19 protein-coding genes are annotated in these 24,501 nt (G+C 62.2%); 6 read left to right on the top strand and 13 right to left on the bottom strand.

Annotation, left to right across the window (positions count from 1 at the left end; all coding sequences use genetic code 11):
• Positions 1 to 906 precede the first annotated feature (906 nt).
• The 3 genes from C8J36_RS20220 to traA form a co-directional block, all read right to left on the bottom strand.
• Positions 907 to 3,402 carry a zeta toxin family protein gene (locus C8J36_RS20220; protein WP_132537144.1) on the bottom strand — a complete coding sequence of 832 codons (2,496 nt, stop codon included), beginning with the start codon at positions 3,400 to 3,402 and terminating at the stop codon, positions 907 to 909.
• A 3-nt stretch (positions 3,403 to 3,405) separates the two neighbouring features.
• Positions 3,406 to 3,675, bottom strand: a complete 270-nt coding sequence (locus tag C8J36_RS20215) for a hypothetical protein (RefSeq protein WP_132537143.1) — start codon at positions 3,673 to 3,675, stop codon at positions 3,406 to 3,408.
• Positions 3,676 to 3,744: 69 nt separating this feature from the next.
• A complete protein-coding gene (gene traA, locus C8J36_RS20210) occupies positions 3,745 to 8,352 on the bottom strand; it encodes a Ti-type conjugative transfer relaxase TraA (RefSeq protein WP_132537142.1) in 4,608 nt (1,535 codons plus the stop codon).
• A 201-nt stretch (positions 8,353 to 8,553) separates the two neighbouring features.
• Between traA and C8J36_RS20205 the strand changes: the two genes are divergently transcribed.
• The 5 genes from C8J36_RS20205 to C8J36_RS20185 all read left to right on the top strand — a co-directional run bounded on the left by C8J36_RS20205 (position 8,554) and on the right by C8J36_RS20185 (position 12,825).
• Positions 8,554 to 8,802 carry a TraC family protein gene (locus tag C8J36_RS20205; protein WP_132537141.1) on the top strand — a complete coding sequence of 83 codons (249 nt, stop codon included), beginning with the start codon at positions 8,554 to 8,556 and terminating at the stop codon, positions 8,800 to 8,802.
• 40 nt (positions 8,803 to 8,842) lie between these two features.
• Complete coding sequence (locus C8J36_RS20200) at positions 8,843 to 9,088, top strand: conjugal transfer protein TraD (protein WP_132537225.1); 246 nt, start codon at positions 8,843 to 8,845, stop codon at positions 9,086 to 9,088.
• On the top strand, positions 9,088 to 11,016 hold the full coding sequence (gene traG / locus C8J36_RS20195) for a Ti-type conjugative transfer system protein TraG (protein ID WP_132537140.1): 1,929 nt from the start codon (positions 9,088 to 9,090) through the stop codon (positions 11,014 to 11,016). Before C8J36_RS20200 ends, traG begins: the two co-directional genes overlap by 1 nt.
• Positions 11,013 to 11,531, top strand: a complete 519-nt coding sequence (locus C8J36_RS20190; RefSeq protein ID WP_132537139.1) for a thermonuclease family protein — start codon at positions 11,013 to 11,015, stop codon at positions 11,529 to 11,531. Before traG ends, C8J36_RS20190 begins: the two co-directional genes overlap by 4 nt.
• A gap of 94 nt (positions 11,532 to 11,625) precedes the next feature.
• Positions 11,626 to 12,825: a DUF1173 domain-containing protein gene (locus tag C8J36_RS20185; protein WP_132537138.1), complete on the top strand. Its 1,200-nt coding sequence runs from the start codon at positions 11,626 to 11,628 to the stop codon at positions 12,823 to 12,825.
• Between the two features lie 210 nt (positions 12,826 to 13,035).
• Here C8J36_RS20185 and C8J36_RS20180 read toward each other — a convergent pair whose 3' ends face one another.
• Positions 13,036 to 14,607 carry a DUF4062 domain-containing protein gene (locus C8J36_RS20180; RefSeq protein WP_132537137.1) on the bottom strand — a complete coding sequence of 524 codons (1,572 nt, stop codon included), beginning with the start codon at positions 14,605 to 14,607 and terminating at the stop codon, positions 13,036 to 13,038.
• 476 nt (positions 14,608 to 15,083) lie between these two features.
• Between C8J36_RS20180 and C8J36_RS20175 the strand changes: the two genes are divergently transcribed.
• On the top strand, positions 15,084 to 15,323 hold the full coding sequence (locus C8J36_RS20175) for a WGR domain-containing protein (protein ID WP_132537136.1): 240 nt from the start codon (positions 15,084 to 15,086) through the stop codon (positions 15,321 to 15,323).
• Between the two features lie 60 nt (positions 15,324 to 15,383).
• Here the strand turns inward: C8J36_RS20175 and C8J36_RS20170 are convergent, their stop codons facing one another.
• The 9 genes from C8J36_RS20170 to C8J36_RS20130 form a co-directional block, all read right to left on the bottom strand.
• Positions 15,384 to 15,812 carry a helix-turn-helix transcriptional regulator gene (locus C8J36_RS20170; RefSeq protein WP_132537135.1) on the bottom strand — a complete coding sequence of 143 codons (429 nt, stop codon included), beginning with the start codon at positions 15,810 to 15,812 and terminating at the stop codon, positions 15,384 to 15,386.
• 320 nt (positions 15,813 to 16,132) lie between these two features.
• Positions 16,133 to 16,270: a hypothetical protein gene (locus C8J36_RS25040; protein ID WP_165915119.1), complete on the bottom strand. Its 138-nt coding sequence runs from the start codon at positions 16,268 to 16,270 to the stop codon at positions 16,133 to 16,135.
• A gap of 343 nt (positions 16,271 to 16,613) precedes the next feature.
• A complete protein-coding gene (locus tag C8J36_RS20165) occupies positions 16,614 to 16,805 on the bottom strand; it encodes a hypothetical protein (RefSeq protein ID WP_132537134.1) in 192 nt (63 codons plus the stop codon).
• Positions 16,806 to 16,871: 66 nt separating this feature from the next.
• On the bottom strand, positions 16,872 to 17,183 hold the full coding sequence (locus C8J36_RS20160; protein WP_132449355.1) for a DUF736 domain-containing protein: 312 nt from the start codon (positions 17,181 to 17,183) through the stop codon (positions 16,872 to 16,874).
• Positions 17,184 to 18,134: 951 nt separating this feature from the next.
• On the bottom strand, positions 18,135 to 19,295 hold the full coding sequence (locus C8J36_RS20150; protein WP_132537133.1) for an MFS transporter: 1,161 nt from the start codon (positions 19,293 to 19,295) through the stop codon (positions 18,135 to 18,137).
• A 132-nt stretch (positions 19,296 to 19,427) separates the two neighbouring features.
• The gene (locus C8J36_RS20145; protein WP_132537132.1) at positions 19,428 to 20,702 is read right to left on the bottom strand and encodes a glycosyltransferase; all 1,275 of its coding nucleotides are present in this window, start codon (positions 20,700 to 20,702) and stop codon (positions 19,428 to 19,430) included.
• Between the two features lie 26 nt (positions 20,703 to 20,728).
• A complete protein-coding gene (locus C8J36_RS20140) occupies positions 20,729 to 23,119 on the bottom strand; it encodes a xanthine dehydrogenase family protein molybdopterin-binding subunit (protein ID WP_132537131.1) in 2,391 nt (796 codons plus the stop codon).
• A complete protein-coding gene (locus tag C8J36_RS20135; RefSeq protein ID WP_132537130.1) occupies positions 23,119 to 23,589 on the bottom strand; it encodes a (2Fe-2S)-binding protein in 471 nt (156 codons plus the stop codon). The genes C8J36_RS20140 and C8J36_RS20135 overlap by 1 nt, the downstream gene beginning before the upstream one ends.
• A complete protein-coding gene (locus C8J36_RS20130) occupies positions 23,573 to 24,445 on the bottom strand; it encodes an FAD binding domain-containing protein (RefSeq protein ID WP_132537129.1) in 873 nt (290 codons plus the stop codon). The genes C8J36_RS20135 and C8J36_RS20130 overlap by 17 nt, the downstream gene beginning before the upstream one ends.
• Positions 24,446 to 24,501: the final 56 nt, after the last annotated feature.

Below are 24,501 nucleotides of genomic sequence, written 5' to 3'. Positions count from 1 at the left end.
CTTACTGACATCCGCCGGGGCAGCGATCCGCGAGCCCCATTTGTGAACCGGCTTTGAATAAGAGGTCTGACGCAATCTCGATGGCGATTACGGGGTGCCGAGCAGTCCGACGGGCACGGCTGTGCGACGACGAGCATATCCCCGCCGACTCCGTTGCAAACGGTCGATGAGGGTACGAACTTCAGGCCTTCAGCTGCGAGTGGGAGGCAGGCATGAGCGTAGCGTTTCGGGGCCGGCACTTCGGTCCCGACATCATTCGGCTCTGCAAGCTCTGGTATGCGAATGTGGTCGACGATGTTCTGCGGCCTTAGTCCTTCGCGTTTCCATCGGGTCCGCCGCCGGCGATCCGTACCCGAATTTGTCGCAGCCCCGGTGAGAAGTGGGAGCCTGCGGAAAACTCGGCGCAGTTCAATACCGTCAGCGTTTTAGCGACAAATTCTGTGCGGCCTGAACACGTGAGACTTGCTGGACCTGGTTCTGGTTCTGCATCTTACTGACATCCGCCGGGGCAGCGATCCGCGAGCCCCATTTGTGAACCGGCTTTGAATAAGAGGTCTGACGCAATCTCGATGGCGATTACGGGGTGCCGAGCAGTCCGACGGGCACGGCTGTGCGACGACGAGCATATCCCCGCCGACTCCGTTGCAAACGGTCGATGAGGGTACGAACTTCAGGCCTTCAGCTGCGAGTGGGAGGCAGGCATGAGCGTAGCGTTTCGGGGCCGGCACTTCGGTCCCGACATCATTCGGCTCTGCAAGCTCTGGTATGCGAATGTGGTCGACGATGTTCTGCGGCCTTAGTCCTTCGCGTTTCCATCGGGTCCGGCGCCGGCGATCCGTACCCGAATTTGTCGCAGCCCCGGTGAGAAGTGGGAGCCTGCGGAAAACTCGGCGCAGTTCAATACCGTCAGCGTTTTAGCGACAAATTCTGTGCGGCCTGAACACGTGAGACTTGCTGGACCTGGTTCTGGTTCTGCATCTGCCGTTGCGCCTGCGAGCCTCGAACCTGCACCAGGCGAATGCCCGCCACTCGCTCCGCCGCCACGCCGAGTGTCTTTGACATCTGACCGACATCGCCTGTGAGCAAAGCCGAGCGCTCCTCGGAAGAAAGCCGCCGGTTTAACGCGAGCATCAGGCCGGAAAGCTCACTTCTGAGATCCGGGCTTTCCCGCAACCGGCGAGACTGATCATCTGGGCGCGCCTCAAGCACCTCGGCCAGGGTTGCCGACGGCGCTTTGACCTCCTTCCGTTGACGGTGCTGCTCCTCGCGATGCGCGGTCAAAACCTGATGTCGCTCGAACTCAATCGTCTGCCCATAGTCCGCAAGAGCCGCGGCCAGTTGCGGCGCATGCGCCTTCGCGGTCTGACGCTCCGGACTTTCCGACCGAAACCACCCCCCACCCTCACCCGCCAAGGGTCCGAGCTTGCCGGTCCGCACATCCTCGGCGACGGCGGCTCCCTGGGAGGCAGATCCGATTTGCCGCGTGACGGACGCGACGGGCGAGTTTTCCCCGTAGACAAGCCGTGCCAGCCGTTCGATCTCACCGCGCTTCTTCTCGAGCCGAGCCGATGCGTCGAGCCTATGCCCGATCTCGCCCTCCGTGAGGTCCGGCAGTTCGCGGGCCGGGATCAGAACACCGGAGGTTGGAACGCGCTCCCCGGAGGGCCGCAACTGGTATCCAGCGCCAAGCTTGCGTTCGTTGTCGGCGACACCGGTTACGAGTTCGTCCATTTCCCGCTGCCGGGACGGATCGAGCCGGTCCTGGCGCACGGTCTCGGACAGGACCTGCCCCAGCATCGCCTTGGTTGTCGCGCGGTGGGTAATGTCCTGTGCCCGCAGGCGAAGATCCTCGCGCATCTGTCGCGCCGGCTGGCCTTGGCCATCGACGATCATCGCGGACAATGCCGCCCGCTCCATGACAGAGACATTGCGCTCGAGCTTTTCCTGCGCGCGACCGGCAGCCTCGCGATAGCCGGGCTCGACGATCCGCGTCATCGCCTCGCCGGCTGACATCACGCCGGATGCTACGGCGTTTGCGCCTCTGGCCAGGCTTGCCCGCATGCCGGCCCCTTCCATCCAGGCGTCGGCCACGTTGGCGATCCGCGACATCCGGTCGGTCGGGGCGAACACCTCCCGGTCGATGGCGATGCGGTTGAGAGGCACGGTGAAGAGATCCGTGAGACGGGTCCGAGCGCCGTCCCCGGTCTCGACGGCGAGATCGGCGGGCATGCGATGCGCGGCCGGAAACTCCCGACTGGCGCGCTTGTCCTGCACCAGCGCGCGCGTCGCGATGAACTTGCCGTCCTCCGGCAGCAGCCCAAGACCGCGCGCGACCTCGACGAGTTTCAGGGCGGTATAGGTCTGGGCCAGCCGACCGGCCGCGTGAGCCTCGACATTGCCGATCGGGCGGCGCGAGGCATCCCGCACGGCATTTTCGAAAAGCTCCACGAACAACGCCAGCGCGTCCGGCGCGCGTTCCATCACGAAACGGCCGCGGGTCCTGCCCTCCATCATGTCGGCATCGCGCCGTTGCGTCCGGAAATGCGCGACGTCCTCCTTGGCCTGGAACTCGACAGTGGCTCGCTTCTCGTCGGGCGCGGCACGCTCGGCCATGCGGGCGAGCACATGGCTCCAGTCGTCGGCAAAGCGCTGGATCGCGCCCTGTACCAGCGGACGCCCGCGCTCGCGCTCCATAACGGCGGCAGCTTCGGCCGGCTTTCGCCATTGCCCGGCCTCGAGCGTATTGTCGTAGACGATATCGCCGGTGCGCAGGCGGATCTGAATGCGATCGGCAAGCTTCTCGGCCTCGATCCTGTTCAGGCTGGCGACGACGCCGCCAACTCCTGCATCATGCACCTCGCGCGGCGGCATGCGCGCGGGCTCGCCGGCATGCTGCATCTCCTCGAAACGGTAATGGCAGCCCTGCCAACTCACCCGCGGATGGACGGCAACCGCCCGCGCCTCGACACAATAGCCGGCCTCGCGGCCAAGCTTCATGATGTTGGCCACGGCCTCCGGCGTGCGCATCGTGGTCTCGAACACGACATGGACCTGGGCCTTCAGCGCTTCCGCCAGCAGCTTTTCCGTCCAGCGTCCCGCATCGGCCTGCGTGAACTGCGAGGCGGTCTCGGCGTCACGGCGCTGCAGGACGGCGAAGGACGGATGATAGGCGCGCAGATCGTCGCCGACGATGCGAACCGCCGGACCGGTCTCGGCGAGCTCACGCTGGCTGGAGGTGAGGATTGCGGTCTTGCCGGCGCCGGGCTGGCCGCCGAGCACGATCAGCGTCGGGCGCTCCGCACGCGCGAGATTGCCCGGCAAATAGTCCGGCGCGATGTCGGCGCGAAAGATGCGCTCGTTCTCGGCCGGGGTCAGGATGTGGGTTTCGCGGGGCTCGGGCATGGGTCAGAGCTCCCGCCAGAACCGCTCCTCGTCCCGGACCCTCGGCCCCCACTCCGCGATCAGCGGCTCGACGGTCTCCGGCATCCCGACGACGACGCCGTGCTGAAGCCCGAGCAGATCACGCCGACGCGACCGAAGGCGCTCGGTTTCCGCCGGATCGCCGTCGCCGATGTCGTGAAGCCGGGCCGAGATGAGCCCCCGCCCCCGGTTCATGATCTCGATCGCGAGATCAGCCCGCACGATCGCGTCGAAGTCCGTTGCCTGTTCCGTCATGGGTGTCTCCCTATCTCGTGCTCGTTGTTCGAGTTCGTCATTCCGGTTCGGTCGGCCGCCGGACCAAGGTCATCGATCGATGCCTCGCGCCTGATTGATCGCGCGGAGCCTCCGCTCGCTCGCGATCGCCTGCCCGATGTCCGCAGCCACCGCGCGCTGGATCGTGCGAAGCTGCGGCTGCAAAGCCCTGAAAGCAGCCTGTTGCGCCGGCGGCACCATGGCGATGGCCGTCTTCTCGTCGCGGCCGATGGCGCCGCGGCCGAAGCGGGCGTCGAGCGCCTTGGAAACCGCGGCGAACTCCGCCTTGATCGTCGGCGTGAGCGCCAGAACCGCCGCATCGAAGCCCTTGGGCTGGCGTGACACAAGCGTGACAAGCCGTTTCAACTCGGCCTCTGCCGTGCGGGAGAGACCTGGAACCGGCACACCCATGCGGCTCCGCTCGGACTCGATTGCCTTGGTCTCGCTGGCGACCACGGTTGCGAAGGCCTGTGCCAGCGAGCGCGCCTTCCAGGCCTCGTCCTTCGCGCCGGCGACGGCCATTTTACGCTCTCGTCCCTGCCCCGTCAGCCGGTCGACCAGGCGATCCGAACCGCGCAAGGTGCCGAACGTCGCCGGTCGGGTAGCCATGTCCGCCTCGAGCGCCGTTGGACTGGTGCCTGCGCGCACTTTCTCCTCGATAGCAATGACGGCTGCCTGCGGGTCGCGCCAGATGCGCGTGGCGGCCCCGGCCAGGGCATCGCGCTCGGCACGATAGAGTGGGGACGCCGGCACACGGGTCCTTGCCTCCTCCTCGGCACTCGTGGGGAAGGCGGTGACGGCCGGAAGAAGAAGCGCGGCGGAACCACCGTCGTCACGATGGGAAACGGGATCGTGCGCGGCCGCAGCGACGATACGGCTTGGGTCGCGCCTCTCGACAAAATGCTGCTCGGATGCAAAGCGCCGGATAGCGGCGAAGCGCTGCTCGAGCTTTGCCCTGTCCGCCTCCGGCATGTCGGGCATGCGCTCGGACACGATCCGCTTCGACGTCTCGTCCGCCTTGTCGGTGAAGGCGCTCCAGCCGAAACGGGCGGTCAGCGCCTCGGCGACGGCCTTGATCTCCTGCACGATACGGCGATCCTCGGTGGCGAGCGCAAAGGCCGTCCGGTAGGCACCCGCTCCCCCGGCCCGGCCGATCGCCTCGATCTCGTCTAGCCGTGCGACTGTGGCCTCGGACAGCGCCGGCACACCGATCGCCATATGGCTGCGCCGGCGCTCCTCGCGGGCGATAAATCGACCTTCGTCGGCACGGAAGGCGGTCGCGAGTGCTCGTGCCGAAACCGCAAGGTCTGCCACGACGGAGACGCGCTCCTTCGTGGCCACATCCGTCCTGACCACACCGAGCATCTCAGGTTTGACGGACATCTGCTCGCCGAGCGCACGCGGGTCGGTCTCCGGCCTTGTCGCCAGATCGCCCAGACGGGCGAGCGCTGCCTCCGGCTCGTTATAGATCCGGACGAGAAGGGGCAACAGAACGGCATCGCGCTCCTTCCACGCGGATGCCCCGCGCTGCGCTGCGTGCGCATCGTTGTCCACGCTCCGCTCGAAGCGGTTCACCGGCGCCAGCAGATACGCGGCACCCTCCGTCATATCAGCACCCTCCCCTTCCGGACGACCCTTCGCCGACATTGCCGCGACCGCACCGCTGGCCGCCGGCCCGCCGATCGTCATGGACGCCGACGGTGAAAGGGCGGTCGGCTGATCGGTCACTTCCTCGGTACGGGCGGTAAACCGTCCAACCTGAACCCGGATGCCATCTTCGATATCGCGGGCGAGGTCGATCACCTGGTCGACGCCGCGGCGATCGGCATAATCCCGGATCAGAGCGCGGTATGTTTCCTCGTTTTCGAAGTCGAGCGTGGTCGTCTTCTCGCCGGACCGGCCGAGACGATCAACGAGCGGCGGGAAGATCGCCGGATAGGCGACGACGTCCGCATCCATGGAAAGATCGACATCTTCGGATCCCCTCTCGACGAGAACGGCGCTCCAGACATTGCGCTCGACGGCGCGCTCCTCGAACCGCTTGACGCCCGCCTCCTCGTCGATGACCGGCACGGTCTTCACGACCGTCTCCGTGCCATCCTTGGTGAGAGTGACGGTGTCGCCGATATCGACCCCTCCCTTGTCCAGGGCGTCCGGAAGGCTGACGCCCCACAGACGATTGCTGCGTCCGTTGGGGAGCTTCAGATCCGCATAAGGCGATGGCTCGAAGTCGGGATCGTCGCGGAACTTCGCCAGGCCGGTTTCGACGAGAACGCCGGTGACGCCGGTGGCATGATCGGGACGCGGCGATCGTGCCGGAGACAGATCGGCCGGGAAGTCTTTCGCCGCCGCGTAGAGATCGGCGCGATCACGGTGCCTGGACATCGCGACATAGGCGAGGTGCTTGTCCATGCCGCCGGTCGCCAGCACGAAGGTGCGATCGACGGTCGCGCCCTGGCTCTTGTGAACCGTCGCGGCATAGCCGTGGTCGATGTTGCGATAGGTCTGCGTCGAGAAGGAGACATCGCGACCGCTGTCGAGCCGCACGGTCAGGAGATCGGGGCGCTGGTCGTCCCCGGTCGACAGCACCGTGCCGAGCATGCCGTTCTTGACGGTCTGCAAGCCCAGATGTTGCACGGCCGGCTCGACGAAGCGGGCATTCTCCAGAAAGATCATCCGGTCGCCGACGGCGAAGTCACGGGCTCCCCGCTCCGTCGCGAACGTGCGAGACGCGGTCAGTTCCTCCTGCTCGATCCGCACAGTCCGAATGGCGGAGTTCAGCGCCTTCACGTCATCGTTGGTGTGGGCGAGAACGAGGAGCGCGTCGCCCGAAGGCAATCGATCCTCGCCCGCAGCCTTCGCCTTCGCCTCGGCCCAGGCACTCGACCAGTCCGCAACAATGCGGGCAACGGCATTCTCGCGCGTATCGGTCTCGACGACATGGCCGCGGGCGCTGTAACGGGCAAGTCCGTCCTCGACATCGCCGCGGGCAAAAGCGCGCGTGGCCTCCCGCGCCCAATCCTCGCGCTGACGGCGGACGCCGCTGAGCTCCGCATGCCCGACACGCGCTGCTACGGCACGAAACGCCGCACCCGCCTGGATCGGTTGGAGCTGCATCGCGTCGCCGACGAGAACGATCTTCGCCTGTGCCTCCTCCGCGATCTTCAGAAACCGCGACATCTGCTCGGAGGCGATCATGCCGGCCTCGTCGATGACGAGAACGTCGCCCTTGCCGAGAAGGTCGCGGCCGTTCGACCAGGATCGCTCCCAGGAGGCGAGCGTGCGCGAGGCGATGCCGGAACTCTGCTCCAGCGACTCCGCCGCCTTGCCCGCCAGCGCCGCGCCGAGGACACACCGGCCATCGGCCTCCCACGCGATCCGCGCGGCATCGAGAAGCGTCGATTTGCCGGCGCCCGCGAGACCGACGACGGTGGCAATCGCGGCCTTGCCCGTGACATGGCGCACGGCATCCACCTGCTCCGCATCGAACCGGAACGGGCGATCGGGATCGCGCGTCTCGACCTCCTTGACGGCGCGAGAAATCGTCTTGTTCGAAACGGCAAAACCGCCGCGCTTCGACAGCGCATCAGCCGAGCGCCCCATCTCGAACTCGGTGCGCAGCATGTGCTTCGTCGTGAACACGGCGGGCGCCAAGACCTTGGCCGTTCCGGGCTCCCGCTCGGCCGGGCGCAAGGTCACGAGATCGCTCGACGCCATTAGTCCGGCGCGGACATTGGCGAAGGTCGCGGGATCGTCGATATGGCGATGAAGGGCGCGGGCAATATCGCGCTCGTCGAAGGTCGAGCGCTCGCCAGAGAGCTGCTTCAGGAGAATGCCCGGATCGGCGGCGATCCGGTCGGCGACCGCAAAGCGTCGGGCCATCTCTGCTGGTGCGGAAAAGGCCAAGCGACCGTCGCGCTTCAGCGCGGCGCGCGCCGAACCGAGATGCCTGCCGGCGAGACCCTCCAGCCCCTGCTCCTCATAGGAGCGCCCGTCGATGCGAATGTCGTGACCGGCGAGCGCCAGATGCCGGTTGGCGGTTTCCGCCCAGGCGAGCTTCCACCCCTTCATCGTTTCGGCGTCGCCCGCCCAGAGGCGGTAGACGATCTTGCCGTTCGGACGATCCGGCGTGACCACCCGCAGCGGCTTGCCGTCCTCGCCCATAACCGCGACCTTCTTCGCGCCGAACCCCTCCTCGGTCAGCGGTCGCAGCGTCGTCATGAGGTGGACATGCGGATTACCGTCCTTGTCATGATAGACCCAGTCGGCGACCATGCCGTGGCGCGTCAGGTTCTGTTCGACGAACTCGCGCACCAGCGCGATGTTCTCCTTGCGCGACAGCTCCTCCGGGAGTGCGAAGATCATCTCGCGGGCCAGCTGCGCGTCGACGCGCGTTTCGAACGCCTCGACCGCATTCCACAGCGCCTCGCTGGCGCCGGCGACCGTCCGCCCTTCGATCGCTTGGCGCAGCCAGGCCGGCGTGTCCGCCGGCAACGCCAGTTCCTCGTGAACCAGCTCGGCCGCACCGCCCTCATAGCGGAACTGGGTGCCGGCCCTCTCGTCCATCATCCGGGTGCGATGACGATAGGCGGCAGCCGAGACGACGCTGCGTCCCGCTCCCCGTCCGATCACCTGCGCCCTGACGAACATGATCGCCACGCGATCGCTCCTCCTAAAGATGTCGGCCACGCCGACGTATATTGCGCCCTCGAACAGATCGGACCGAAGGCCCGATGCCGCTCTCGGGAAGAGCCCGTTCGGGCTCGACCTCTCACAGCAAGCTAATCGCTTGCAGCTTTAGCCGTTTTTTACTATCTCATTCCGGTCTCTTTAAATCAACCAACGCTGAACGGAATTGACATGCAGACTAAGCCATCGCGCCGCGCATCAAAGGTTTCCGATATCGACGCAGAAATCGAACGGCTTCGAGAACGTCGGAAACAAGTCATCTTGAAAGACAACGAGCGCTTCGCCCGGGCGGCCATCAAGGCAGGCCTCGCCGAACTCGACATTCCAGACGATGCGCTGGACGCTGCCTTCGCCGAGATGGCCGCGCGGTTTCGCAAAAATGGACCCAAGGCTCACGGCCCATCCGGTGATCCGAATTGATCGGCGCATTCTCCACCTCGAACGCAAGCGCCGTCACGCGATGACCGACGAGCGCAAGCGTGACGCACGCGAGAAGATCACCCTCGGCGGCCTCGTCGTGAAAGCGGGATTGCGCGAGGCCGATCGCGCCTTTCTGCTCGGCGTCCTCATGGAGGCTGCCGCCATCGGGACGGACACGGCCGCGCATCGGCGGCTTTCGGCTGTCGGACGAAAGGCGTTTCACGCGGACACGCAGGAGACCCTGGAAAGCGAGGAAAAAAGGGCTTCCGGAAGGGAAGGGGTGTGATGCGGCGGTGGAGGCTCAAGCGGCAAGCGCTGGTGGCCGTTGCGACCGCACTGGTGCCTCTTCTGGTGACCGCTACGACGCTTGGCATTACCGCGACGCGATGGGAGACGTTGGCCGTCGAATTCGATCCACAGGCCTCCTATTGGTTTCAGCGGGCCGCGCCCCTGCCGAACCTTCTGTTCGGGTCGATCGCCGGTCTTCTGACGGTCCTCGTTCTGCCGCTCCACAAGCGCAAACCCGTCGCCATAATGACGCTCATCTGCTGGCTGGGTGTCGCCAGCTTCTATGCGCTTCGCGAGTTCGGGCGGCTGTCACCGTCCGTCGTCGATGGCGGCATGCTATGGTCGGACGTGCTTCCCTATCTCGATGCCTTCGCGGTCGCAGGGACCATCGTCGGATTCATGATCGTCGCGCTGACGACACGCCTCTCCGTCGTCGTTCCCGACCCGGTCAAACGCGCCCGTCGTGGCATCTTCGGCGATGCTGACTGGATGACCCTGCGCGAGGCCGCGCGCGTGTTTCCGCCCGATGGCGAGATCGTCGTCGGCGAGCGCGCCCGTGTCGATCGCGAGACCATTCGCGACGTGCCGTTCGATCCCGCGGATCGCGCGACCTGGGGCAAGGGCGGCACGGGGCGCCTGCTGACCTACAAACAGGACTTCGACTCCACCCACATGCTGTTCTTCGCAGGCTCCGGCGGCTTCAAGACCACGAGCAATGTCGTGCCGACGGCGCTGCGCTACAAGGGGCCCGTCATCTGCCTCGATCCCTCGACCGAGGTCGCGCCGATGGTCGTCGAACACCGCAACCGCACCCTCAAGCGCGACTGCAAGGTGCTCGACCCCGCGAACCCCGTCATGGGTTTCAACGTCCTCGACTGGATCGAGACGTCGAAGACCAAGGAGGAGGATATCGTCGCCGTCGCGCATATGCTGCTTTCAGAAAGCTCGCGCATCGAAAGCTCCACCGGCTCCTACTTCCAGAACCAGGCGCACAACCTCCTGACCGGGCTTCTCGCCCATGTCATGCTCTCCCCGGAATATGACGGCCTGCGCACGCTGCGAAGCCTGCGCCAGATCGTGTCCGAGCCGGAGCCGTCCGTTCTCGCCATGCTGCGCGACATCCAGGAGACGTCGCAAAGCGCCTTCATCCGCGAGACCCTCGGCGTCTTCACCAACATGACCGAGCAGACCTTCTCCGGCGTCTACTCGACCGCCTCCAAGGACACGCAATGGCTGTCGCTGGAGAATTACGCAGCGCTCGTCTGCGGCGCGGCTTTCCAGTCCTCCGACATCGTCACGAAGAACGTCGATGTCTTCCTCAACATCCCCGCCTCGATCCTGCGCAGCTATCCCGGTATCGGTCGCGTCATCATCGGCTCGCTGATCAACGCCATGACCCAGGCCGACGGCCATTTCGATCGCCGCGCGCTCTTCATGCTCGATGAGGTCGATCTCCTTGGCTACATGCGCATGCTGGAAGAGGCGCGCGACCGCGGTCGCAAATACGGCATCACGCTGATGCTGATGTACCAGTCCGTCGGCCAGCTCGAAAAGCACTTCGGACGCGACGGCGCGACCTCCTGGATCGACGGCTGCGCCTTTGCCTCCTATGCCGCCATCAAGGCGCTCGACACCGCCCGCAACGTCTCGGCCCAATGCGGCGAGATGACGGTGGAGGTCGAGGGCCGCTCGCGCAATGTCGGCTGGAACACCGGCAAGGGATCCAGCAGATCCGAGAGCGTCAACTTCCAGCGACGGCCCCTGATCATGCCGCACGAGATTACCCAGTCCATGCGCAAGGACGAGCAGATCGTCATCGTCCAGGGCCACGGGCCGCTGCGCTGCGGGCGCGCGATCTGGTTCCGGCGCAAAGACATGAAACCGCTCGTCGGACGGAACAGATTCCATCCGGAAGGAAGATCATGAGAACGAGGTATATCGCCTTCGCCGTCGTCACCCTGGCCGCGCTTGGCGGCATGTGGATCACTTACGGCGACGGCTTCGGTCGGCCCGAGAAGGTCGTCCAACGAGAGGAGGAGTTTCGAACGATTCCGATCCGACTGGCGCGATCGGATCAGTACGCCGCGATCTTCTCGCTCTGCTTCGGTCCGGTTCGCGTCAACTGCGTCATCGACGGCAACACCTTCTGGTTCAAGGGCGAGAAAGTCCGGATCGCCGACATCGAGGCGCCGGAGATCTCCGAGCCGGAATGCCCCGGGGAAAAGCAGGCCGGCGAAGCGGCGCGCGACCGCCTCGTCACCCTGCTGAATGCCGGATCGTTCTCGATGACATCGGGCTGGCGGGATCAGGATCGCTACGGCCGCAAGCTGCGCAATGTCGTGCGCTCGGAGAGGTCGCTCGGGGAGACGCTCGTCGAGGAAGGGCTGGCGCGGCGCTGGGACGGGCCGAGGTTTGGCTGGTGTGACGGTGGCCGATCGTGACGGCGCCTCGGGAAATGACATCGATGGCCGGCACGCCTTCGAAACCTCGCTGGCAGGACGGGAGATCGGGGATGACGCGAAGAGGGGCAAGACGATGAGGCGGATCAGGATCGGGGGATCGGACGTGACGGTCGACGCGAGCGACTTCGCCAGGCGACTGAGCGAAGCGTTCGACAATGGCGAGCGTCCCCTCTGCCTCTGCCAACCGGACGGCGTGCCGATGTATGTCGCCCGCAGCGGCAAAGGTCATCTCCTCAAGCGGATGCCGGGGAGCGGCGCCCGTCATGGCATCGACTGCGACTCCTACGAGGTGCCGGCAGCCTTGTCCGGGCTCGGCGAGGTCGATGGCAAGGCCATCGTCGAAAGCGAGGAGACTGGCGAGACGCAGCTAAAGCTCGGGTTCAGTTTGACGAAGCTGGCCGGGCGCAACGCATCCGAGGCTGCGCGCAACGCGGCCGAGGCCGACAGCGTGAAGACCGACGGCTCGCGCCTGTCCATGCGCGCCCTCCTGCACTTCATTTGGGATCAGGCAGAGTTCAATCGCTGGCGGCCGGCCATGGAGAAGCGCCGCAACTGGGCGGTCATCCGGAAATACCTCTTGCAGGCGGCCGAGGGCAAAACCGCCAAGGGCAAGGGGCTGGCGGACATGCTCTACATCCCGGAATTCTTCGACGCCGAGAAGGAGACCGAGATCGTCGCGCGACGCGACACGTTCCTCAGCAAGACCGTCCGGTCGCAAGGCAAGCGCCGGTCCCTGGCGTTGCTGATCGGCGAGGTGAAGGAGGTCGCTCCGGCAAGGGTCGGCGCCCGCATGACCGTGAAGCACGCGCCGCGCTTCCCGTTCATGCTGCCGGACGACCTTCATCGTCGCATGAACCGGGCCTTCGAAACGGAACTGGCGCTGTGGAATGCGACAGAAGGCAGTCACCTGATCGCAGCGGCAACCTTCAGCATCGACGCCGCGGGCATTGCGGGGGTCGAGGAGATCGCTCTGATGGTCGTCACCGATCGGTGGATTCCATTCGACAGCCGCTATGACCTCGCGTTGCTCGGCGCCTTGACGCTGCGCGGCGCGAGCTTCGTGAAAAGCCTGCGCTACAACCAGCCGCGCTCCACGCCGATGGCCAGCCTCGTGCTGCGTCCCGACCGCGCGCCGCCGATCGCCATGTACATCGTGCCCGAAGACGCGGACGAGGCCTATGGCCAGGCTCGCGAGGCCCTCGCCGAGGAAAGCGGGATGGCATCCTGGGTGTGGAATGTCAGGTACGGCGCCATGCCGGACCTGCCCGGGTAGCGATTGCTCACCGACCGGCGGATTCGATTCATTGTAGCCATCCGGCTTGGCTTAGCGATAGCCTAAGACCTGCGTTCATTTGGGATACGTGGGGCTGCAGAGTTGGGGCCAGCGGAGGATAATCCACTGATCCGATTATCTCTCCTGAATGATATCCGTCCTGCCGATGTAGGAATCTGTTGTCAGCCTTAGAGCAGCCAAAGCCATGACTTAATTTGTGTACGGGAGTATATCCCGCATGTCACTCATGATCTTGATGCTATAGGTCCATTGCTTCGGATTGTCTGGATCGGTCGATGTCGGATTGACACAGAGTGTTCTAGCTCCAGATTGACTAGCCCACGCATCATTGCCTGCATTTCCTACAAAAAGAATGTCCATAGGCGAACAGCTTCGTTCCTTGACGATACGCTTTATAAAATCCTTCTTGCCTTCAAAGTCGTATTTCGTTCCGTCGATTCTTTCAAGTTTCCCAGCGGCGTCGAACCTCATCTCATTAGCTTTGATTTCATCAAATCGAGAAGTTAGAGCGCCAATTGACAGCTGAATTATTTCCCGAATGGAGCCTGATAAGATATACAATTTAACTCCTCTTGAGTATAGAATGTCGACCACCTCAGTGAAGCCAGTCATTATTTTATGGCTTTGCGCAACATCATGTAGGTGTTTTACTGTCATATCCTTTTTCGAGAATTCATTAAGCGTCAGAGCGCACCATTCCTCGTGCTTCAATAGGCCCTTCCGGAACTGGCTATGGTATTTGGCACAATCATTTACGGTGTAACCAAGTGCAACCCACAAACTCTCCCATGTCGTCCTACCCTGTTCACCCATAGCAATCGTACCATCGAAGTCAAAGATTACGACCTTAGTTGAGAAGTTGAGCATTGGATGACGTGGCTTATGCGTTTTTGCGATATTTCCACGGTTCTGCAAATAGTACTCTAGATATAGAGCTAAAAAATCATCCTCTTGACCGGCAACCAGCTTTCCAACGCAATTGAGCGCCGCTTCGATTTTCGCAAGCAACGTAAAGTCACACTGCGGAAAGTACCTAACGTGGTAACCAGTGAATTCCGATTTACTATATTTGAGACGCTCCAGCCCTGAAAGCACGTCCGTCTCGCAGCCGATAATAGACGCAAGCTGAATGATTGTCTTTCCACTCCGCTTTCTGTAGTAGAATAGTTTAAATGCATTCATTTTTACGGTATCAGGCCGCTCACTTCTCGCCCGCCTTTTTATTTGAATCTGTAAAAAAGATGCCCATTGATCGCGCAATGCTTTGCAAATATCGTCGGCGTCGTTGAATTGAGTTATGTAATTATTAAGCTTTTGCCTAAAAATATCGTCAATAAGATCGAATATGAGTGGATTGTCCACATGGCTATACTTAATTGTTTTATTTTTCCTATTGTTGCTGAATGTTTTATATTCTGAAAGGACATCAGAATTTACAAAAATATATATCGGTATTCCAATATCCCTTGCCCTGATGTATTCCTTCCTCGTTACCGAGTTGTACTTATTAAGTCGGCTCTTCATTTCTGCATCGGAAGCTTTGCTTCCATACCTGCCGCCAATTATAAGAACAAGAATATCGGACGCTTCTACTGCCTCGTAACACGACTCATCAAACGGCTGTTGGTAGTCAAAGCCGATCCCTCCTTTCTCAAAAAGAGTAGGTTGGTACCCCATTTCGTTAATAAAGTTTGCGACTGTTTCACGTACATAGCGGAGGTCGACAAATGTCGAACTGACGAATACCCTTGGCTTCGGCATTGATCCACCCCGATGCAGACACGCTAATCATAAATCACTTCGGCGAAGAGCGCGTGCCATTTTGAATAGAATGCATTTTGCGATTTGTAGTTTAAAATGCTTTCGATCGAAAAGTACAGGAATTTTACCTAAATCTTCTATTTAAGTACGTCTGAACCTGGGTAATGGGCCGCTTTCCCTGCGATGCCGTCCGACATCTGCCGGTCCGTTTCCCACCCATCTTTCGCATCAGCGGACGTCGCCAGATTCTCGCCTGACGATCAGAAATCATTCCAGAAGGATCTGTCACAGAATGGCAAAGGCGGCGCAAGCCGACTTTGGGATCCCCGCGAGTAAAGCCGCCTGCCCCCCTAACGCCACTTCCCGGCGTGATCCATTCACGACCGTGCCATTCTTCATTCGGATGAATCGATCAGCGCTCATCGATTCCAAACTGTCGTTGGACAGGAGACGAGAACAAAACGAGACTCGGGCTCATGACCGAGGACGACGACGCGCCGCTTCACCTGACCCGCATGGATCCCGCACGCAACATGGCGCGCTTCTACATGCTTGCGCTGCAGCCGACGCTGTTCGGCGGCGTCTCCGTCATCCGCAACTGGGGCCGGATCGGGACTCGAGGGCAGGCAAAGATCGAGACCTACGACGACGGCGAGACCGCAGAAGATGCTCGCAACCGCATCGAAAACACCAAGCGCCGTCGCGGATATTGCTGAGCCAGGTGTGCCGGTCGGGTGGCTGACGTTGCTACAGAAGCCGGGTTCGCCCGACACTACTCATCCGTCATCCCCGTCGTGCGCGCCGCGTCCGGCCAATTCCTTGATCACGTCCAGAACGGCCCGTTGCGAGTTCGAGGAAAGCCGGTGGAAGTCCCGAAGCAGGCTGAGGTCCTCCGGGGTTGGAAGGACCTCGGCCCCGTTTGGCGGGGTGAGCCTTGCCGTAGGACCATCGCCGTTCCCCGGAAGACCCACGAAAAAGAAGGCCATTTCCACATCGAGAGCACGGGCGGCGTGATGGAGTTTCGCGGCGCTGATACGGTTGGCACCGCGTTCATATTTCTGGATCTGCTGGAAGGTCACGCCCAGCCTGACACCGAGCATCACCTGGGACAGGCCGAGGGCCAACCGTTGTTCACGCAACCGGGCGCCGACATGGACGTCGACCGGATCGAACCGCCTGTCTCGCTCTGATTTTGCTTGCGGCATCTCTTCGGCTTCACCGTTATCGCCCGCGGTGCGCCCCCGCCACGATGCTCATTGACCCCTGATGATCGGGGAGTTCGAAACCGTGCAAAACGGCCCCATGGCCTTTAGTTCGGAGAACCTGGACATACGCCACAGGCTCCCCGACCATAAGGTCAAGGAGTGTGGTGCCTTTCGGTCGGCACCAACCGTTTGCAGGGGTTTCGACGCCCCGGAGCGGCGCGTACCGCTCCAGCTGGCAGGATTACATCGAAAGTTCGAACCTGTCGCGGACCATTATGTAACGTTTGCCGGCAGCACGGTCCCGACATGGGAAGGGAGGCTTACGCCTCCGCCTCCTTCGCCTGTTCAGTGAGGGTTGCGAGGCGCTTCAGGCTCTCGGCGCGCTCGCGCTTGGTCAGGTAGCAGGAAGCCAGTTCGGCGCGCAGTTCAGCGATGTCGAGGAAGATGTCGTAGGTCATGGGAAGCTCCTTCGTTGATAAGGAGGTCCGGCGACGTGTGAGAAGGAAGCGGGTCAAGGATCGCGGGCACGCGACCGGCGGAGCCGGCGCATGGGGGAGCCGAAATGCGTGAGCATTTTGGGGGAACCATGCGTCCTTGAGGCGCGACGCCGAGCCGTACACTGCCGCTCTATCAGGGAGGGAAAGGTCCAGTGTGGCACCCGTCGGCACCCCCGCGACGCGAAGCGGCGCCACTGAGAAACTGATCATGATCTCCGCAAGATACGGATCCGGCGTTTACGCCGCATCGCTCGGCGAGGCGATGATCGAAATCTCGCGGCCGCCGAATGACGAACGATGGCGGTCAGTGCAGCTCGTCGAGGATCGCAAGTTCACGCAGGCGCAGGGTGTCTTCCAGGAGAACGACCTCATAATCGTCGGACTTCCAGTCGAAGTCACCGCGCCTGACCTCGCCGAGACGAGCCCAGGTGTCGTCGGGCCAGGAGGCGATGTCCTCGGCGTTCGGGGTGCGGGTGCGGGTGGATGGTTCGGCCATGTCGGTGCTCCAGTTGCCGGTCCTTGAGAGGGTGGCCCCGCCCTCGCGGGCGAGGCCTTTGCGATATCAGGCGTCGCGCTTCTGGCGGGACCAGACGAGGGCGTAGTCGCCGTCGGTCTCGCTCGGCCAGAGGGCCGCGGTGATCGGGGCCGGGAAGCTCGGGTCGTCCAGCTTGACCGAGATGTAGGGCTCGCCGTCGCTCGATGTGGCCTTCCAGGCGGCGCCCACCTCGGCCATGCCGCTCATGATCCGGAAATCGGGCGCGTCCCGCGAGGTGCGGTCGATGGGGTTGAGGCGGGCCTTGAAGCCGACGGTGAGAGTGCGGACGGTGCCCAGGATGGTGTTGCCGCTGGTGGTGAATTCGCCGATGACGGCCATGGTCGTGATCCCTTCGGTTTCCTCGGGCCGCGCCCCTGCGCGACCTCGATGGGGTGTCGAAGACCGCTGGCGATCGCCACCGCATCCCGCAGGGACCGGAATGGAATGAAGGACGGCCGGGAGCGGCTTTCTTGGATCGCGAGGAATGGGAGCGCAGCGAGCAGGGGAAGAAAGTCGCGGGAGGCCGTTGCGGTCAGGCGATCGAGACGCAGTCGTCCCGCGGTCACACCCACACATCGAGGACGTGCCGGGGTGCGCCGATCATGGGAACGGAAGGGATCCCGGCAATGGCGTGTCTGTCATCGACGATTTGGAGCACAGCCAGCGGAAACACCGCCACTTTAGCGGGATCCGTAGATCTGAACGACAACGGTATCGTGCGGGAAGCGATCGAAGCCCGCGGTGCTGACGACGGGATTCCCGAAGAGCTTAACATTGGGCAAAGCCGCAGTTGGAGTGAGGATCATGGCGCGCCTCTCGTAGCGGGTGCTGTGTGGGTTGGAAGAAGAGGTTGCCGCCGCCGGGCACGACAGGGAGATACCAGAACTCTTCGACAAACTGAGACGGAGGGCAGACGCTCTCGAAGGCGCCCTTCACGTTCGGCCTGGGCGAGGCATGCGATGAGCTTGGCGAGCTTGCAGAAGGAGACGCTTTTTCCCGTCTTGACGGCCTCGCTGCCGAGCGCGACGGCCGGATGGCCCTAGCTGATGCCGGGCGTGCTGAGGAAGTAAACGACCTCACTGCGCCCGACAAAGCCGACCCGGGCCAGCATTAGGATACGGACTCGGTCTAGCAAAGGCTAGAAGAAAAACTCGAAGCCGGACAGTGTCCTTATCGTCGCCAGCAGCTCCATGCGTAGCATGGTCTTGATGAGACTGTTCTCGCCAAGGGTCAGCGTTTTCGAGAAGGATATCGATGGCACGAGAGCGGATATCTGCCTTTGTTCGAAACCTACGCGTCGGCTGCAGCAGTCTTGCCTGATAGCAGACTGACCATGCTGAGGAGAATCGCGAATGCAATATAGACCCATGCGAGGCCGACCAGCCCGCCCACGAAGCCGATGAGCGACGGCGCGAAAAGAATGCCCGAATGGCCCATGGTGGTTAGTATGCTCAGGCTGACGCCCGCATTCAGCCCAGGTTGGTTGCCGGCTGTAGAAAAAAGGATGGGGGCCAGATTAGCGAGACCTACGCCGCAAGAGGCAAATGCCACGATTGCCAGCCATGGCCAGGGCGATAGGCCAACGGCCAGCATGCTGAGCGCCGCAACGATGCCCGACATTCTGAAGGTCGCAACGGCGCCGTAACGGTTGCGAATGCTGTCGCCGCAAAACCGGGTGAGCGCCATGGCGCCGGAAAATCCCGCAAAGGCAAGACCCGCCGTGACGGTATCGGCCATAAGCTCCTTCTTCATATAAAGAGCCGACCAGCTGAGGACGCTTCCCTCGGCGCTCATGGACAAAAGCGCCATCGCCCCAATGATGTAGATCGTAGCCTGCTTGGGCAGAATAGAATGGCTACGAATGCTCTGTCGTGGTTCACCGGCATCCTCGGCGATATGGCGATATGCGAGCGCCATGCCGAAGGCAGCGAGAACGGAGACGACAAGCGCGTGCTCAAGCGGGCCAAACGCCTGAATTGCAATGCCGCCAAGCCCGCCGCCCGCGAAGCCGCCCAAGCTCCAGAAACCGTGCAACGATGACATGATTGCCCGTCCCAGTCGCTTTTCAATCGCCACCACATTGGCATTCATGGCTACATCCATGCCGCCGATCGCGCCGCCGAATAGTGCGAGGATGATGGCCGCGACCCAGACATTTGTCGTATAGGCCACCAGCGGCAGAATGATGATGACAGGGAGAGTGAGCAGGCGCAGTGTCCATTGCGATCCTCGACGAGCGACCAATTGACCCGCCAGTGTCATGGCAAAAAGCGCACCCAACCCGAAACAGAAGATGAGCAGGCCGAGCACGAATTCGCTGACACCCAATCTGGTGACAAAGCTTGGGATTTGCAGGGCCCAGCTGCCGACGACGAAGCCATTGATGAAAAATGCCGCCGCCGCCGCCCGGCGGCCAAGCCGGAGCACCGTCTTTTGGTCTATCGCCGTCATGTCGGAAGCTCCATTCGCCAGAAATTTTCAGATCTCGCATTCGACCTGACCAGTGGTCGGACAGCGCCATTTCGAGGAAAGAAAGACCTAGGCGTCCGCATCTTCGGCAACGCTTGGTAGCTATTTACTCTCCTACGCACCTTCCGCGCCGGCTTGTCCACGCGGCCTGGCCAGCGCAGACCGGATCCAGTCGTTCACCTGGTCGAATGGCATCTGAAGCTGATCCTCGATCGTCAGCAGACGGCCGTTCACGGTTATTCCATCACCGGCGACTTCAAGAACATGTCGGATGTTTTCCGATGTCCAAAGCCGCTCCCGGACGAGAGCTGCCGCTTGCGCGTTGTGCGGAAGATCGTATTTTTCAATGACATAGATAAAGCCGTGAAGCTTTTGCCACCAGACTTTTACATTGGTGAGAGCGATCCACGTGGTTTCGAGATCGGAATCCACGGACACGATCGGGACAATCGCTACCGGGACGCGGCTTGTCTTGAGATAGCCGACGATGTCGAAATCGACACAGAAGTCGAATACGTCCATCCTTTCCAGCAACGCCAGCAGATATTCCCTCTCGAACATCTTGAAGGGGCAGGTCACGTCTCCCAGAAGAAGGTCGAAATCGAGAAGGGCATGGACGCGCTTGATGATGTAGTTGGCGTAGGATTCGCTTTCCCTTGTCGTATGCCATTCCGATATGTGGGTCGCCCTGCGATCCCCAATGGCCGCTTTGTTTCCGTTGCCGATCAGTTCGCGAAGGAACAGGCCGATCTGGCCGAGATTGTTGCTGTTGTCGCAATCGGTGTACATGACATAGTCATGCCCATCCTGTGCAGCTCTTTGCATGCCCAGCAGGATCGCACCTCCCTTTGTCGACGACGATGCGCTGTCGAGCTTGGACAAGGGCAGGTCACTTGCGGGCAAGGCGTCGCGGAGCCTGAGAAGGAATACATTTTTCCAGCCGGCTTGATCGACGATCACCTGGGCCACGTCCAGGCTGCCCTCCGGGCATTCGTCGTCGACAACATAAATGCTCCAGGTCACGGGCGTGTCGCGAAACAGCCATTCCAGTTCGGCGACCTTTGCTCTCAGACCGTCCTCACCGGCCGGATTTTCGGGGGAGTGCGGCTGCAGTCGGCGGACCTCTTTCCATACGGCAAAGACGACGCCGATGCGAAGCGCGTCGGAGATAGTCAGAACGAACCGTCGGGACCGCGCCAGGAATGAAACGAGTTCGGTCAGGATCTCATCATTGCCGGTTATCTTAAGGATCGTGTCCCTGTCTGTGATATCTTCCGCGACTAACCGATCTGCAATGTGAAATGCATCGGTGCGATAGGTCCAGGAGCTCAGGAAACGAACACCATATTCGGTGTCGGGAACGATCTTTGGTCTCTTTGCATCAGTCATGATCAGCTTCGCACTCCAATCTGGTTCTAGAAAATGACCCGCGGCGATGCCGAGGGGCCGGGCCGGCCATGCGACGCTCCCAGGAGAGGCGCATGGCTTAGGTCGAGGGGCTCGGTCCTGTCGAGCATCAGCGCCAGGACGCGGGGAGGGGTGAGGGGCAGTTCCTGGACGTTTTTCCCCGTGGCATTGGCGACTGCGCAGGCAATCGTTGCCCCGACATTCAGGATCGGAACCTCGCCGGCGCCCTTCGTGCCGAATGGTCCGATCGACGGGGCGCCCTCGTGAAGGGAGATTTCGACCGGGATGACATCCTGGGCCAAGGGTACGCGGTAGCTCCCGAAACCCGATTGGACGATTTGTCCCCGCGAATCGAAGGTGACCTCTTCGTGAAGCGCATATCCAAGGCCCTGCGTGACGCCGCCTTGGATCTGTCCATTGATCGCCCGCGGGTTCAGCGCGCGGCCGACATCCTGAACGACGCGGTAGGTCAGGACATCCACGTGACCCGTATCGGGGTCCACGGCAACTTCACATTCGTGAACGGCAAATACCGGCATGTCGATCGCATCGAGAAAGTGTCCGGCAGCGCAGCCGGGCATGGCCGGAACGCCGGGACGCGTAAAGGATCCGCTGCCCGATATGGGGCCGCCCAGCGACTGCGCCCGTTCCGCCACGCTTGAGATGGAGGTGCCGGCGCCCGTCCTTCCGATGACTTCGACACGGCCGTTTTGAAGAAGCAGATCCTCGGGATTGGCCTGCAGCAGCTCGCCTGCGACTTCGAGGAGTTTCCTGCGCACCTCGTCGCAGGCGACGGAGGCGGCCGAGCCTAATGAAACCGTCGTTCTTCCGCCGCCGACACCGACATCAAAACCGGCCGCGTCCGTGTCTGCTGCCTTGACGATGATATCCTCGGGTCGCAGCCCGAGCTTTGCGGCGACGATCTGCGGCAATGACTGCATCATTGTTCCCTGACCTATCTCCACGCCCGCCGTCACAAGCGTCGCGCTGCCATCGGGATTGAGATTGACGGTTGCCGCCGAGGGGCCGACAAAAACGAACCAGGTGCCGACTGTGATCGCCCTGCCGTAAAGGCGGTCGCCAATCTCGGCTTCTTTCGATGGCTTGGACTTCGACATCTCTTCCATGCGGTCGAGCATTGGGCGCAGCACATTTCCCTCGAAGACCTGGCCCGTCGAGCCGAGGTCCCCGTCACCGAGAACATTGCGCCGGCGAAACTCCCACGGATCCATTCCGATGGCGTTGCAGATCTCGTCTGTATGGCGTTCGAGAGCAAAGACGTTGTAGACGCCGTTGCAGGCGCGAAACGCGCCGTTTGGCGCGGTATTTGTATAGACCGCACGGCTTGTTATCTTCACGGTGCCGAGCCGATAAGCGGCTCCCAGCGTGTGGGCGGTCATCGTCGTCAGATAGATCTGCTCGCCGCCGTAAGCGCCGCAATCCATCAGAACGGTCGCTTCGCGGCCGACGATCTCGCCATCTGCCGTTACGGCAGAGCGGATATAGATTTCCGCATTCTCCCGGCAGAGGCAGGTCTGGATTTCCTCCTGACGCGAATTGATCACGGCGACCGTGCGGCCCGCCGCGCGCGAAAGTGCCGCCGCATAGGGTTCGATGGAGCATCCGTATTTCACCCCGAAGCCGCCTCCCACCGGGGGCGCCGTGACCCGAACTTGCGAAGGGGGCAAATCGAGCGCTTTCGCCGTTACAGTCTTCACCGTCCAGGGCGCTTGCGTCGATGCGATGATATGGAGCCGGCCGTCTTCGCAGGACGCAATCGCGGCGCGCGGCTCCAGCTGCATATGGTTCTGGCGGCCGACACGATAGGAGCTCTCGATGATCCGAACATCGTCGCGTGCAAACGCCGCATCCGTATCTCCGCGATGAACGGTGGCTTCCCAGGCGACGTTGCCGCCACGGCGGGATCCTTCGGCCTCGAGCAGCACTTCATAGGTTTTCCAGTCCGGATGAACGAGGGAGGCATCCGGCGCCAGAGCTTCCACCATGGTCAATACCGAAGGAAGTTCCTCCAACACGACTTCGATGGCAGCTGCGGCGTCTTGCGCTTGTCTGAGAGTATCGGCCGCGAGCGCCGCGATCGGTTCGCCGTGATATCGCACGACATCCCTGGCGAACAGCGGCTGGTCGGCAATGCCGATGCCGAATTTGCCGGGCGTATCCTGTGCCGTGACGATCGCTCTCACTCCCGGCATTTTCCGGGCAATGGACGTGTCCAGGTGTACGATCCGCGCTGACGGCAGGTTCGCGCGCAGGACGAAGCCATGTAAGGTACCCGGCCCGACCTGATCCACTGTGAAGCGGGTCCGCCCCCGTATCTTGTCCCGGGCATCCCGTCTGGCGAAATTCATCACCGCATTCGAGGCTTCGGCTTCCAACATCAGCTTTCCAATCCGTGTTCTTGGCGGAGCGTCAGTGCGGCGTCGATGATGCGTTCGTAGCCGGTGCATCGGCAGACGTTTCCGGCCAATCCACGCTTGATGTCGTCGCGCGTTGCGGCGGGGTTGTCGCCGAGCAGCTTCGTCAAGCTCATGATCATGCCCGGAAAACACATTCCGCACTGCACGGCATCTAGGGCTTCGAGCGCCTGCTGCAGCGGAGAGAGCGTGCCGCCAGGACCAATGCCTTCGATCGTCATGATCGGCCTGTCCTGGACAAGTTCGATGGGAAGCAGGCAGGACGCCATGGGCACCCCGTCGACATGGACCATGCAGGCGCCGCAAAAGCCTTCGCGGCAGACGTCCTTAGCGCCGGTCAGGAAAAAATTTCCGCGCAAAACATCCAGCAAGGACGTGATTCCCTTGCCATCAAAAGCCCGTTCTTCGCCGTTCACATTAATGCGGATCGACATGTCGGCCCTCCTCCGGAGACAGTTTTTCCAGATTTTCAAATGCGCGCCGGACGAGGGCAGGCAGCACCTGTACGCGGTACCATCCGGGCGTCTCAGGCCCGTCGCGCCCGATGAATTCTTCAGCGAGGTCCGTTGCGCACTTCTCGATACGGCGGGCATTGAGCGGCAGGCCCAAAACAGCCTCTTCGAGCCGTCTCCAGCGTCGCGCAGTCATTTCGACGGATCCGACACCGATAGCGGCGTCGCCAATGGTCCCGTCCGCACGGCGCTCCACCGCGGCGCTGACGATTGTCACCGGATAATCTCCGGCCTTTCGAAGCGGCAAGCGCGCATGAGCGGAGATCACGGGCCGTCTGGGTATCAGCACGCCGGTCAACAAATAGGCCGGGAGCGCTCCCCGAACTTCTAGGAAGGTCTGCAGGCTCATACGCTGACGATCCTGCAGCGTTTCGACGTCGACCTCGGCATTCTGACACAGGAGCGCCGGTACGAGATCGGCGGCGTAGAAACCTGATGTGCAAATATTGCCGCCGAGCGTCGCTACCTGGCGCACGGCCGGATTCGCAGAACCGCTCGCAGCAGCCACGAGACCGCGCAGTTCCAATATCTCGTGAAGTTCTTCGGCAAGGCCGGCATGGGTTATCCCGCTGCCTATTCTGACGTGAGTTTCCGTGATTTCGATCTGATGCAGTGTCGGGATGCGCCACGTTGCGACATAGGTTCGCGCCATCGGTTCCTGCCGCAGGGGCGCTCTCATGATCCATGTCCCGCCGGCCATGACCGCGCCCTGCGCGCCGAGATCCGACAATGCGGCCAACGCCGCCGCTATCGTTACCGGCTGGTATAGGTCAGACATCTGCTGCTCCTGCTTAATATCTCCGGGCTGTGGATGGTGGTTGCTTCGCTGTGGCG

Source organism: Rhizobium sp. PP-F2F-G48 (genome assembly GCF_004342335.1).
GTDB lineage: Bacteria > Pseudomonadota > Alphaproteobacteria > Rhizobiales > Rhizobiaceae > Ferranicluibacter.
The sequence above is the reverse complement of the archived record's forward strand: the minus strand, read 5'-3'. Positions and strand labels throughout refer to the sequence as shown.